Origin of the sequence: Marinobacter sp. (assembly GCF_034669625.1) — a bacterium.
GTDB lineage: Bacteria > Pseudomonadota > Gammaproteobacteria > Pseudomonadales > Oleiphilaceae > Marinobacter.
In genome coordinates this window covers 1-12,783 of sequence record NZ_JAXMOY010000014.1, presented here as the reverse complement: position 1 = coordinate 12,783, position 12,783 = coordinate 1, and the positions used below count along the sequence as shown (strand labels likewise).

Genomic DNA, 12,783 nt, shown 5'->3' with positions numbered 1-12,783 from the left:
TACTGCGATTTTTTGGCCGCAAGCGGAGCTGACCATGGCAAATTCCACAGACCAACGAATTTTGGGTACACAACCAGTGCGTTGGCACGGCGACAGTTTGGAGCTTTTGGATCAGCGGCTGTTGCCTACCGAAGAGCACTGGATTACGGCAGATGGCGCGTCCGCGGTTGCCCAATGCATTACCGATATGGTGGTTCGTGGCGCACCGGCTATCGGAATCAGTGCGGCTTATGGCGTCGCTTTGGCTGCTCGCCATGCTGGTGGCTGCGACAATTGGCAAGTCGAAGTAGGGCAGGCGATTGACCAGTTGGCAAAATCGCGGCCCACGGCGGTGAATTTGTTCTGGGCGCTGCAGCGTATGGAAAAGGTCTTCCTGAACTGTGCAGAATTGGATGAGGCGGTAGAGCGGTTGGCTTCAGAAGCGGTTTTGATTCATCAAGAAGATATCGCTGCTAATTTGGCGATGGCGGATCATGCGCTTGACGTGATGAGTCCGGAACAAGCGATTGGAGTGTTGACCCACTGCAATACGGGGGCGCTGGCTACGGGTGGATACGGCACAGCCCTTGGTGTGATTCGCCGACTGCACGAGCGTAACCTGCTCGATAAAGTGTATGCGGATGAAACCCGGCCCTGGCTTCAAGGCAGCCGCCTTACCGCTTGGGAGCTTAAACGGGATGATATTCCTGTGACCTTGAATGCTGACAGTGCCGCGGCGGCGATTCTTGCCAGTGGCCAGGTAAGCTGGGTAATCGTGGGCGCCGACAGGATCACCGCCAACGGCGATGTGGCGAACAAGATCGGTACCTACAGTTTGGCTGTTTTGGCCCGCTACCACGGTGTCGGCTTTATGGTCGTCGCGCCTTCCAGCACGGTGGATATGGCTTTGCTTGAGGGGGCCCAGATTCCGATTGAAGAGCGTGAAGGAACAGAGGTCCGGGAAATTCGCGGGATTCCTCTGGCGCCACCCGGAGTGGAAGTGTTCAATCCGGTATTCGATGTAACGCCGGCCAGTTTGATCGATGCGATCGTGACCGAAAAAGGGGCTGTGCTGAAGCCGGACCTTGCGGGTATGAAAGCGTTATTTGCCTGAAGAGGGTTCCGAGTCGTCGGGATTGCGGGACTGAAGGTCGGCTTTCAGTTCCGCCATTTCCATTTCCTGCTGCTCGATGAAATGCATCGACATCTCAAAACTGTTGCGGGTGAATTCCAACACCTTCTTGAAACCTTCATCCGAAAGGTTTCGAGCGTTGTCATGACGACGGAAGATATTGATGAACTCCCGCTCCCGCTCGAACTGCAGCGGAATACGGCCAATCCCCCAATCGTTCAGGATCTGCCAAACCTCCGGATTGTAGTTCCGCGTGGTGCGCATGATGAAGGGGATGGGGTCGTTTCGAGCAACCAGAGCTGCAAACCGCAATATCAGCTCGAAGGAAAGGGTGGCGGTGCCGTTCTCGATGGCTTCCAGCAGCGACTTGTCTTTGAGGTTCAGTGCCTCGCTCATCTCCGAAAGCGTTAGTCCGGCTACTTCCCGAATGTCTTTGAGAGATTGGCCCGCGGCCAGCATCGCCCTGAGTTGATCCTGTGAGTTGACGAGCACCCGCCCGACTTTGAGCGAGGTGTCCGTAGCGCGGGCCCCGAGCTTAAGCGCCGAGCCGGTAAAGCCAACAATGCGGTCCAGAATCCGATCGGATGATTTGGCCCGGGCATCGGCTGCCGGCGCCATGCTTTCTGCTTCTTCCATGGAGCGCATGGCGTGCAAAGCATCCAGCAGCATGCTTTGGAAGACCTGAGCTTTTTTGAGGTTCTCTCGTTGACCTCCCGAGGGCGCCTTTTCGGACATGGCTCTATGGCACCTCAGTTTTTACGGCAAACTGTGTGGGCGCAAGTATGGAGGCCATACGCTGATCCAGTTCGAGCAAGTCCGCCATGATGTGGCCACCCTCACGAATGACGAAGTCCAGTTCGTCGTCCGTGTTGTCCGGATCGGCCACCTGTTCATCCTGCCATTTCTCCAAGTCTTCCAGCTCCTCGAAAGGGGTTTCGCCGCGAAGTTCCCTGCGCGCGTTGGCGATGGTCAGGCGGGTGCTTTCAATTTGATTGTGGTGCTCTGTTCGTTCGTCAATATTGAGGCTGACATAGTCAATCTGGCGCTGTTGGTTCAGGAAATCGATTTCCTTTTGCAGCAAGCTGAATTCCGGGTTGGTATTGAATCGGTCGTCGTGCCGTGTGCGGAGTTCATCAATAATGCCGCTGAAGTCGAAATAGCGGGTGTGGGGGACCGCCTCAATCTGGTCCCAAGGTAGGGCGTGGTCCAGCGCATCTTCGCCGATTCTCGATTTATCGATACGGGAAGGTATTTCGATGTCGGGAATCACACCCTTGTGCTGGGTTGATCCGCCTGAAACCCGGTAGAACTTGGACTGGGTGATCTTCAGTTGACCATGGTTAAGAGGGCGTACTGCCTGCACCGTGCCTTTGCCGAAGGTTTGTGAGCCAACCACCAGGCCGCGGCCATAGTCTTGTATAGCGCCCGCGAAAATTTCGGAAGCGGAGGCGCTCATACGGTTCACCAGCACTACCAGTGGGCCGTCGTAAGCAACGGTCGGGTCTCGATCGTCCAGTACCTGCACTTCGTTGCTGGCGTTGCGGATTTGCACGGTTGGTCCTTTATCGATAAAGAGACCGACCAGGTCGTTGGCTTCGTGCAACGCGCCACCACCGTTGTTGCGCAGGTCCATCACTATGCCGTCGACACCGTCTTGCTTGAGTTCGTCAATCAACTTGCGAACATCTCGAGTGGTGCTCTTATAGTTTGGATCGCCAGCTTGCATAGCCTGGAAGTCAGCGTAAAAGGTCGGGATGGTGATCACGCCAATGTTATAGGCGGCACCGCTGCGGTCTAGCTGAATGATGTCTTTGCTGGCACTTTGCTCTTCCAGTTTTACCTCGTCGCGGCTGATGGCAATGCTGCGAGTGATGGTTTCATCCGACGCGTTCGCAGGGATGACTTCCAGGGTTACGATGGAATTGCGCGGGCCGCGGATAAGATCGACCACTTCATCAAGGCGCCAGCCAATTACGTTCACGGGCTTCTCTTCTTCCTGAGCCACGGAGACAATCCGGTCTGCAGGCTGAAGCTGGCCTTGTTTGGACGCTGGTCCACCCGGAACCAGCCGAACGATTTTGGTGTACTCATTGTCTGACTGGAGAACCGCACCGATACCTTCCAGAGAGAGGCTCATGTTGATGTTAAAATTCTCCGAGGTACGCGGAGAAAAATAGGAGGTGTGCGGGTCCCACATGCCGGCAAAGGCATTCATATAGGCTTGGAAAGCGTCTTCGCTGCGGGCCTGATAGACACGCTTGAGCTGGCCTTCGTATCGGCGCAACAAGGTTTCCTCAATGGCTTCGTCATCGGCGCCATTGAGACGCTGCGCTAAGACGGCGTTCTTGATACGTTTGATCCAGAGCTGGTCCAGAGCCGCTTTGTCGGTCTCCCAGGGCGCCTCCGAGCGATCAACGCGGATTTTTTCGTCAGTGCTGAAATTCAGCTCGGATACACCGGCACTGATCATCTCTTTAGCAAACTTCAGGCGCTCGATAATTCGCTGCTGAACCAGGTTGTAGATATCGAAACCGGGTTGCAGTTGTCCGGTCTTGAGCGCTGAGCCCAAGCGGCCTTTCACCTGACTTAATGCGTCAATGTCTTGTTGTGTGAGGTAAATACGCTGGCCGTCGAGGTAGTTGAGGTAGGCATCGAAAACATCGCCGGAGAGTTCATCGCTGATGCCGAGGTCGCGGAAGTGAGTGAATTGCAGCTGGCGGGCGATAAGAATGTTAGCCCGTGCCTGATCAATGGTCGGGGAAACCGGTTGATAGCTTGCTGGTTCCTCAATCTTTGCATGTAGGCCGGACAAACCGGGAACAAGCAAAGCAAGGCCTAACGCCGCACTCAGTCCAGCAACTTTGAGAAGGGAGGACCGGTGATTACGCGTAACGGCTCTTTCCGCAATGGTCATATAAACACACCTGGCGATACTGAATTGTTTTATGCCTGCCGAGTCTGCTGGCAGTGTTATTACCCGTGACTAGTCAATTTATTGTAGGCAACTGCTACATCCGTTGCTATAGGCTAGGCGCAGAGCTTAGTGACAATATGTCCATATAGGTTGCAGTACAGTGCGTTGAATGCGGGCAGTGGAACGAAAAGCGGAGAGAGCGACCGGAGGGGTGACCTCCGGTCGGAAGGGGGGTTAGGCGAAGGTATCGTTTTTCTCCGCTTTTTCCAGTAGTAGAGCGGGCGGCGTGAACCGCTCGCCGTATTGCGCGGCCAGTTCTTGGGCGCGCGCCGTGAAGTCGCGAACACCGTACTGGTTTACGAACTGAATGGCGCCGCCGGTCCATGGCGCGTATCCAATGCCAAAAATGCTGCCAATGTTGGCGTCGGCGACGGTGCGCAAGACGCCTTCTTCCAAACAGCGGATGGTTTCAATTGCCTGGATGAACAACAGGCGGTCTTTCAGATTCTGAAGTTGTACGCTGCGCGCGCTCTCTTGGTTAACAAGCAGAGTCTCCAATTCGGGCCACAGGTGTTTTTTGCCCTTCTCCGGATACTCGTAGAAACCGGCACCGGCCGCCTTTCCTTTGCGGTTATGGGTGTTCACCATGGTGTCGATAACGGCTTCCGCGGGGTGTGGTTGCCACGTTCCACCGGCGGCCTCGGTATCTTTCCTGCTTTGCGCCCGGATATGTTGCATCAGGGTCAGGCTGACCTCATCGGATATCGCCAGCGGGCCTACTGGCATGCCGGAAAGCAGGCCGGCGTTTTCGATGCTGGAGGGATGAATGCCCTCAGCCAGCATACTGATGCCTTCATTGACGAAGGTGCCAAATACCCGGGAAGTGAAGAATCCTCGGCTGTCATTGACAACAATCGGGATCTTGCCGATTTGCTGCACATAGTCGAAGGCCCGGGCCAGAGTTTCGTCCGAGGTTTTCTCGCCAACAATAATTTCCACAAGCTGCATTTTGTCCACCGGCGAGAAGAAGTGCAGGCCGATGAAGTGGTCAGGCTTGGCGGAGGCTTCTGCCAGCTGGGTGATAGGGATGGTTGATGTGTTAGAGGCGAAGATACCGCCGGCTGCCATTTTCGGCTCAGCTTCCTGAGTAACTTTGGCTTTCAGGCGGCTGTCTTCGAAGACGGCTTCGATGATGAGATCGCAGCTTTCCAGGTCGTCTGCTGAAGCGGTCGCCGTGATGCGGCTCAAGACAGCCTCTTTTTCGGCTTCGGTCATCCGGCCGCGACGGACTTTCTTAGACAGCAGCTTTTCGGAATAGCTTTTGCCTTTTTCAGCATTTTCGATGGACACGTCTTTCAGTACCACGTCGATGCCGCGGGTTGCTGTGGAGTACGCAATGCCAGCGCCCATCATGCCTGCACCCAGGACGCCGACTTTCGTGAAGGACGCCTTGTCGACCCCTTGGGGACGGCTGCCGCCGGCCTTGATGGCATTCAACTGGAACCAGAAGGTGTTTGTCATGTTTTTCGCGACTTGGCCGGTGACCAATTCTGCGAAATACCGGGTTTCGATCAGGCTGCCGTTATCGAAGTCTACCTGAGCACCTTCCACAGCGGCCGACATAATCCGCTCTGGCGCAGGGTAGCAGCCTTTGGTTTTCTCTCGCAGCATCGCGGGTGCAATGGCAAGCTTTTGCGCCATCGCGGGGTGGCTTGGGGCTCCGCCGGGCATCTTGAAGCCTTTTTTGTCCCACGGTTGTTCGCACTTGGGGTTGGCTTCGATGAACTCCCGCGCTTTGTTGATGAGCTCTTCCGGGGAGTTGGCGAGTGCATCGATAACGCCTGCTTTTAAGGCAGACTTCGGATTCAGATTCTTACCTTCCATTAGCAGCGGAAAGGCGGCTTCCAGTCCAATCATACGCGGCAGGCGCTGAGTGGCGCCACCGCCAGGCAGAAGACCTAAGGTGACTTCTGGCAGGCCCAGTTGAGTGCCATTGTTATCCAGTGCAATGCGGTGATGACAGGCTAGGGCAAGCTCCAAACCACCGCCCAAGGCCGCGCCATTGATCGCGGCAACCACCGGTTTGCCGCACGTCTCCAGAAAGCGCATGTTGGCTTTCAGTCCGTCCACCATTGTTTCAAATTCCGCTGCCTGCTCCCGGGTTACCTGGTGTAACTCGTTCAGATCTCCACCCGCGAAAAAGGTCTTCTTAGCGGAGGCGATGATGATGCCCTTGATGTTGCTCAGATCGTCATTGATCTTATTGACGGTATCCGTCAAGGCCTTGCGGAAATCACCGTTCATGGTGTTGGCGGACTGGCCGGGCATGTCGATGGTGAGGGTCAGGATCTGGTCTGAACCCAGGTCGTACTTGATGGCTGTCATGATCTGTTCCTTATTCGTGAAAGTGGGGTTCAAACGCGCTCGATGATGGTGGCAATGCCCATACCGCCACCGACACACAGAGTGGCGAGGCCGTAGCGCAATTCACGGCGCTCGAGTTCATCGAGCAGAGTGCCCAGAATCATCGCACCGGTAGCGCCCAGTGGGTGGCCCATGGCAATGGCACCGCCGTTGACGTTCACTTTCTCGTCCGGAACGGACAGTTCTTTCTGGAAACGCATCACCACAGAGGCGAAGGCTTCGTTCACTTCAAACAGGTCGATCTGGTCTACGGTCAGGCCGGCTTTTTCCAGCGCTTTGAGGGATGCCGGCGCCGGGCCGGTGAGCATGATGGTCGGGTCTGTACTGGTGACCGCCGTTGCGACGATGCGGGCGCGGGGCTTCAGGCCTAATGCTTTGCCTTTGGCTTCGCTGCCGATCAGGAGGGCAGTAGCACCATCTACGATGCCTGAGGAGTTGCCGGCATGGTGGACGTGGTTGATTTTCTCGACGTAGTGGTACTTCTCGCGTGCTACGCTGTTGAATCCCATTTCACCCATCATCTGGAACGAGGGCTTGAGGCCGGCCAGTGAGTCCACCGTAGTGTTGCTCCGGATGAATTCGTCATGGTCTAAAATCATGATGCCGTTCTGGTCCGTCACTGGAACGATGGATTTTGCGAAGTAGCCCTTCTTCCAAGCGTTGGCAGCCTTTTGTTGGGAGCGAACCGCAAAGTTATCCACGTCTGCCCGAGTAAAGCCTTCAAGGGTGGCAATGAGGTCGGCGCCAATACCCTGAGGCATGAAACCGGTTTCGAGGTTGGTTGCGGGATCCGTTGCCCAGGCACCGCCGTCAGAGCCCATGGGAACGCGAGACATGGCTTCAACGCCACCGGCAACAACCAGGTCTTCCCAGCCGGAACGTACTTTCATGGCCGCCAGGTTCACGGCTTCAAGGCCTGAAGCACAGAAGCGGTTGAGGGTTACGCCGGCCACTTTCTCATCCCATCCGGAAGCCAGAGCTGCTGTTTTGGCAATATCGGCACCTTGATCCCCAACAGCGGTCACACAGCCCATGACGATGTCATCTACCTGTGCGGTATCCAGTTGATTGCGCTCTTGTAGCGCGTCAAGCACGGTGCCCAGTAATGTGATGGGCTTGACGCTGTGCAGTGAACCGTCTTTCTTGCCGCGCCCGCGTGGGGTGCGGACTGCATCAAAGATATACGCCTCGGTGGACATGCTCGTTCCTTTGTTCGTTGTTTTGGGGGGACGTCAGTGTTCTAACCATAGCGGTTATTAAGTGCAGGTAGTAATGGCAGGGGCTGCCAAACCCATTGGCTGATTTGCTCAGGAAGAGTTCTATAGCGGAAACAAAAAATCCCTGACCGGTTTAACCAGTCAGGGATTGCCGGGGCTGTGATCAGTCGGCTTGTGCCAAACTGGTCAATGCCTGATTCAGGCGTTCTGCATTCTCGTGTGAAGTATTTTCAACCTCTGGGTGCAGGCACCACAGTGCAACCAGCTTCTCGAGCTCCTGAGTCGGGGAAGCGTTATCGGTGTTTCCCATGCCATCGCTGAGGCGTTGTACCTGAATTTCCATGCGTCGGGATTGGTCTTGTTCCGGCGTTGGCGTGCCTGTCAGTATCTCCGCTCGGATCGCCAAATCACGGCCGTTGATCGGGCCAGAGGCTTTGGCCAGGGTAAGCCAGTGTTTAGGCATGGCTTCGTCAGAGAGCTTCTGCGCAACCTTGTCGCTGACCAAGGCTTGCCAGTCGGTTACGGTTTGCTGAAACTTTCTAACCTCTGCCACACGGTTAAGTTGCTGCTTTAGCTGCTGTACTTGTTCTTTGATGGCTGGTGACAAGGGCTCGTTGGTCAGTGGTCCTATGGCCTCCCGCGCTTCGCTCAAAATCGTATCGTCTGTTTCTGAGTCTATCGTCTGGTACTTGTTCAATACCTCTTGTGCCGCTTGATCGGCCAATTGGCTGGCTTGTTTCTGCTCGGTGCGCTGAGCGTCGCGGCGAGCAAAAATCTGATCGCAAGCTTTGCGGAACGCTTGCCACATTTTGCGGTCTTCACGGTGTCGGGTAATGCCAACGTTGGTCCATTCCGCTTGCAAGGATTTTGCTTGCTCCATCGCTTCTTGCAGTGGTTCATGGTCAATCAACGTCTGAGCTCGCTCGACAATCGACTGCTTCAAGGCTTCGTTCTTTTTGCGCTCTTCATCAAGAGGCTGCTCCAGTCGCTTCATCAGTTCATCAAACGGCTTTTGTACCGATCGATTATTTCGGAAGTCAACGGGCCAAGCCTCTTTCCATTCCTGTCTTGCGGTCTGGTAAATGCGTTCGATCGCCTTCCAGTCAATGGATGCCCAATCGGCATTTTCCAGGAAATTGGACAGTTCATTGCAGATGGCTTTCCGCTTATCGAGGTTCGCCTGCTTCAAATCAGACTTGGCTTCAAAGTACGCTTTGCATGGTTCGTAAGCTTGATCTGAGGCCGCTTTGAAGCGAGTCCAAAGGGTTCGGTCTGAAGAACCGCCCAGATTGCGCCACTCGCCTTGCAGTTCTTTGATCCGCTCCGCTTTGGCTTCCGGATCGATTGGCTGCTCGGCAAGGTGCTCCATCTGCTCGCATAGGGCGATCTGTTTGGGCTCGGTTGCAAAGCCTTGCCAGTCGCTCAGTTCGCGGAACTGGCCGGTCAACAATTGCATGCGCGCTTGCAGGCCCTTTCGATTGGCGTGGTCCATCTGCTGAAAGAGGTTTTGAACCGTCTTGAACAGCTGTTTGGACTCTTTGAATTGACGAGCTTCGAGGGCGCCTTCCAATTCAGGCAGTGTGTTTTTCAGTTTGCTCGCAATTTCTTGCTGCTTCTCGCGCTGGCCTTCGTTGGGCTTAGGTGCTGGTTTTTTGCCGGTTAATTTGCGGACCTGTATGAGGCTGGCAGGCTGGGCAAAGTCAGAAGGCCATTTGAACTGCTGAAGTAATTCGGTAGCTTGTATCCGGTGTTCTTCCGTGGTCTCACCAGATTCAACGGCTTGTGCAAGCGCACTGAGTGCCTCTTTTTCCTGTGCCAGCCAGCGGACGGCATTTAAGCAGCTACGAAGGGTCTGCATCTGCTGCTCGTAGGTTTTTTGCTCGTTTTTATCGACGACGGTGTCTCTGGTCGCTTCGAGCCAACGGTTCTCTTGTGTTTTCTGCAGAGCGTCGATGGCTGAAGGTGAGGGTAGGTCGTTAGCGTCCTGCTGTTTGAGATCGGCAAGTGTGTTCTTGAGCAATTCAAGAGTTTCTGTGCGCTGGCGGGCCTGTTCTTGCTGGCGAGCTTCTTCTTGTTGGATTTGTTCGATCTGTTGCAAGCGGTTCTGGCATTGATGCACTGCTTCCAGAAATTGTTGAGCTTGCTCTGAGCTTGCGTCGCCTTTTACTGCTTGCCATTGTTCTTGCAGTGCTTCCAGACGTGCTTTGAACAGTTTGGTGTTTTCACTGCTGGCCTGGTCTTTTGCCTGTGTTACCAAGTCACTGATGCGTTGGCGCGTGGCCGCTTCGTTGGCTTGCTGCTCACGTAAATGTTGAAGTGACTGCCGAACGGTCTGATAAACGCTTTTGTCCCGGCCTTTCGAGTTCTTTTGCACGTGTTGGAGCAGAACTTCGTCCCGCAAACCTTTTGCGGCGTCGAGTCTGATCGAAGCCGTAACCCCCTCTACTGAGAGTCTTGCCAAGGCCGATTGCTCTGGATTGTTTGCCAGCTGCTGTAGCTGAGCTTCCCGAAGCTCATTGCGTTGGTCTACCTCGGCAGGCTGTTGCGCTTCAGGTTTCACCTGAGGTTTGGAACTGGAGGTCGCTTTGGTCTTGCGGGACTTGAACAGTTTCTGAATAAATGCAGCCATAAAAGGTATCCTTCGGGATTGAAACCAGTCAGCGGTGGCGGCAGAGTGCTCACCACCGGCCATCAGCATGTTGATGCATGCCGGATAGTTGTAACATCGGGCGCTAGTCTAGCGTTTAGCTGGCGTATGCGGGAAGGGGCTTCATGGGAAAAGATTCAAAACAGGATGATCCGGAGTATAAAGCCCGTTCAGTAGCATTACGCTTATTGGCGCGGCGGGAACATAGTCGGCAGGAGCTTTCGCTGAAATTGCGGCAAAGGCAGCTCGAGCAAACTGTGATCGACCTTGTACTTGATGAGTACGAAAGCGAAGGCTGGCTGGATGATCATCGATTCGCGGATGTCTATAGTCGTCAGCGGATGGACGCGGGTTATGGCCCGGTGCGCATTATGGCGGAGCTTCAACAAAGAGGGGTTTATTTTCGCCCCGAATGCCTTGCGGATAGAACCGATGCTGATTGGTCTCGGGCGGCGGCAGAGTTGCGGGAAAAGCGTTTCGGGCTTGATTCTTTGCGCGATGATTTGACCGAAAAGCTTCGACAGGCGAGGTTTCTGGCACGCCGCGGTTTTTCGTCGGCACAGGTGGAAAAAGCGCTACAGATCGACAGCTCCGAGCAACTTTGGACGGGCGAGGAATTTTAAAGCGTTGGCGGTATCACGCTGAGTTCGGCTGGCAGGGCCGCACTGAGACTTTCCCCTTCGTTAGGTAATGTTGTCTCAGACGCACCGGCTCCCGCTATGTTGCTCGGGTTGTCCAGAGCTGGCGGCTGCTCTGGTTGTGTGGGCTTATTTTCGTCGAGCGCTGGTATCCTTGCCAGCACATCGTAGTAGCGTCGAATATTCTGAACATAGAGGACCGGTTCATGCCCTCTGGCATAACCAAAGCGGGTTTTTGAATACCATTCTTTCTTTGCCAGTAAAGGCAGGAATTCTTTCACGTCCATCCAGCGGTCTGGATCCCGGCCGGCTGATTCGGTCAGTCTTCGGGCATCCTCCAGATGACCATACCCTACATTATAAGAAGCCAATGCGAACCAGGTTCGGTCGGGTTCGGGGATGCGGTCGGGAATGCGCTTATGCACCATACGGAAATAGCGGGCGCCCCCCTTTATGCTTTCCTCGGCGTCCAGGCGGTTATTGATGCCGATGTACTTTGCGGTGGTGCGGGTTAGCATCATCAGGCCGCGTACGCCGGTAGGGGAAACTGCGTTTGGCCTCCAGTGGGATTCCTGATAACCGATGGCGGCCAGAAGTCGCCAGTCCATGTCGATGTCTCTGGCATAACTTTCAAACAAAGCTTGGTATCGTGGCAGCCGGTTTTCGAGATGATGCATGAAGGTGCGTGCACCCACGTAATTCAGTTGGTCCAGATGCCCGTAAAACCGTTCCTCCAGCTGAGCCTTAGAACCGTCCTCATTGGCACGCTCCATAAACAGCCGGGCTGCATCGGCAAGGGTTTCATCCTGTTGTGGCGGGAAAAGCCATACGAGTTCTTGTGGCTCGTTCAGAGCAAAGGCTTCCTTAACCATGGGGAAAAAAACGTGATTTAGGTCGAGCTCATTCGATGCAATGACGGCATAGGGCAGCTCGCCGGAGTTTACCTTATCTAGTAACCCCTCCGCGTCCAAGCCGGGGTGGATGCGTGTGTCAGGCTTCAGGTCGCCAGCGGCGACGTCGATGACGTGCTCGTGATTGCTATCGGCCAATAAGTGCAAGGTCTGGCCAGACAGGTCTTCGATCGAGTCTGGTGCCGGGTGTTCGCGGTGATACACCACAATGGATTGAGCGTTGATGCCGGTTGCAACCGGGTGGAATTCGGCTGCAAAATCCGGGCGATTGACCAGGCCGGCCAATCCTATATGAGCGTAGTTGCGCTTAAGAACGGAGAGGATTTCGGAGTTATCTTTCGCCACCCGAACTCTCAGTTCAACGCCCAATTCATCGGCAAATCTGCGCGCAAGTTCGTAGTCGTACCCGGTAGCACCATCCTCTTCTTCGTAATAGACAGAAGGCGCTGTACGGGTAATTACGTGCAATACACCTTCGTTCTTTACTTCTTGCAGAGTGCTGGGTTGAGTGCACCCGCTGGCGGCCAAAATGGCTGCCAGAGTCAACGCTAATGCAGCGCTACTACCGTGAAACTTTGTGATGATCTGTGACAAATCCATGCGCTCCGCAAAGCTCAATGTTCAGGAAACTGCGTGACTTAAGTCACTTGCCTGTTGTTTGATGCCCCATGCAATCCATGCACATATGTGATGATGTCTTCTTGCGTCTCCGCGGTCAATTGGCGCAAAGACTCAGTCTACTAAACCGGTTCGATTATACACCGTCGAAAGGCATCACCTTACCCTGTATCCGCGCGCCAGTTTCAAGTATCATTGCCGCCTTTCAGAAAGACGTCCCCCGATTCTTCGCGCGATACAGGTTGATATCATGCTTGAACTTCGCGGCGCGCCAGCGCTCTCGCCCTTTCGTTCCCGCAAATT

General features: G+C 54.8%; 8 protein-coding genes. 2 read left to right on the top strand and 6 right to left on the bottom strand.

The window, feature by feature from the left end:
• The first annotated feature begins 34 nt into the window (after positions 1-34).
• Positions 35-1,093: an S-methyl-5-thioribose-1-phosphate isomerase gene (mtnA, locus tag VOI14_RS12160; RefSeq protein ID WP_323752316.1), complete on the top strand. Its 1,059-nt coding sequence runs from the start codon at positions 35-37 to the stop codon at positions 1,091-1,093.
• On the opposite strand, the gene VOI14_RS12155 is transcribed toward mtnA, so the two are convergent.
• The 5 genes from VOI14_RS12155 to VOI14_RS12135 form a co-directional block, all read right to left on the bottom strand.
• Complete coding sequence (locus tag VOI14_RS12155) at positions 1,082-1,846, bottom strand: helix-turn-helix transcriptional regulator (protein ID WP_323752315.1); 765 nt, start codon at positions 1,844-1,846, stop codon at positions 1,082-1,084. The two genes, mtnA and VOI14_RS12155, sit on opposite strands and share 12 nt — an antisense overlap.
• Positions 1,847-1,850: 4 nt before the next feature.
• A complete protein-coding gene (locus VOI14_RS12150; RefSeq protein WP_323752314.1) occupies positions 1,851-4,025 on the bottom strand; it encodes a carboxy terminal-processing peptidase in 2,175 nt (724 codons plus the stop codon).
• Positions 4,026-4,259: 234 nt separating this feature from the next.
• Positions 4,260-6,410, bottom strand: a complete 2,151-nt coding sequence (locus tag VOI14_RS12145; protein WP_323752313.1) for a 3-hydroxyacyl-CoA dehydrogenase NAD-binding domain-containing protein — start codon at positions 6,408-6,410, stop codon at positions 4,260-4,262.
• A 29-nt stretch (positions 6,411-6,439) separates the two neighbouring features.
• Positions 6,440-7,648 (bottom strand): acetyl-CoA C-acetyltransferase, encoded by a 1,209-nt coding sequence (locus tag VOI14_RS12140; protein ID WP_323752312.1) that lies wholly within the window; start codon positions 7,646-7,648, stop codon positions 6,440-6,442.
• A 181-nt stretch (positions 7,649-7,829) separates the two neighbouring features.
• A complete protein-coding gene (locus VOI14_RS12135; RefSeq protein ID WP_323752311.1) occupies positions 7,830-10,295 on the bottom strand; it encodes a DUF349 domain-containing protein in 2,466 nt (821 codons plus the stop codon).
• Between the two features lie 143 nt (positions 10,296-10,438).
• On the opposite strand from VOI14_RS12135, the gene VOI14_RS12130 reads away from it, so the two are divergent.
• A complete protein-coding gene (locus tag VOI14_RS12130; protein ID WP_323752310.1) occupies positions 10,439-10,936 on the top strand; it encodes a regulatory protein RecX in 498 nt (165 codons plus the stop codon).
• Here the strand turns inward: VOI14_RS12130 and mltF are convergent.
• On the bottom strand, positions 10,933-12,462 hold the full coding sequence (gene mltF, locus VOI14_RS12125; protein ID WP_323752309.1) for a membrane-bound lytic murein transglycosylase MltF: 1,530 nt from the start codon (positions 12,460-12,462) through the stop codon (positions 10,933-10,935). The genes VOI14_RS12130 and mltF overlap by 4 nt on opposite strands.
• Between the last annotated feature and the right edge of the window lie 321 nt (positions 12,463-12,783).

Bases quoted from the DNA above. Each gene is read 5' to 3' on its own strand.
- VOI14_RS12130 (WP_323752310.1), top strand. From the start codon at position 10,439: ATGGGAAAAGATTCAAAACAGGATGATCCGGAGTATAAAGCCCGTTCA.
- mltF (WP_323752309.1), bottom strand. From the start codon at position 12,462: ATGGATTTGTCACAGATCATCACAAAGTTTCACGGTAGTAGCGCTGCA.
- mtnA (WP_323752316.1), top strand. From the start codon at position 35: ATGGCAAATTCCACAGACCAACGAATTTTGGGTACACAACCAGTGCGT.
- VOI14_RS12150 (WP_323752314.1), bottom strand. From the start codon at position 4,025: ATGACCATTGCGGAAAGAGCCGTTACGCGTAATCACCGGTCCTCCCTT.
- VOI14_RS12140 (WP_323752312.1), bottom strand. From the start codon at position 7,648: ATGTCCACCGAGGCGTATATCTTTGATGCAGTCCGCACCCCACGCGGG.
- VOI14_RS12135 (WP_323752311.1), bottom strand. From the start codon at position 10,295: ATGGCTGCATTTATTCAGAAACTGTTCAAGTCCCGCAAGACCAAAGCG.
- VOI14_RS12145 (WP_323752313.1), bottom strand. From the start codon at position 6,410: ATGACAGCCATCAAGTACGACCTGGGTTCAGACCAGATCCTGACCCTC.
- VOI14_RS12155 (WP_323752315.1), bottom strand. From the start codon at position 1,846: ATGTCCGAAAAGGCGCCCTCGGGAGGTCAACGAGAGAACCTCAAAAAA.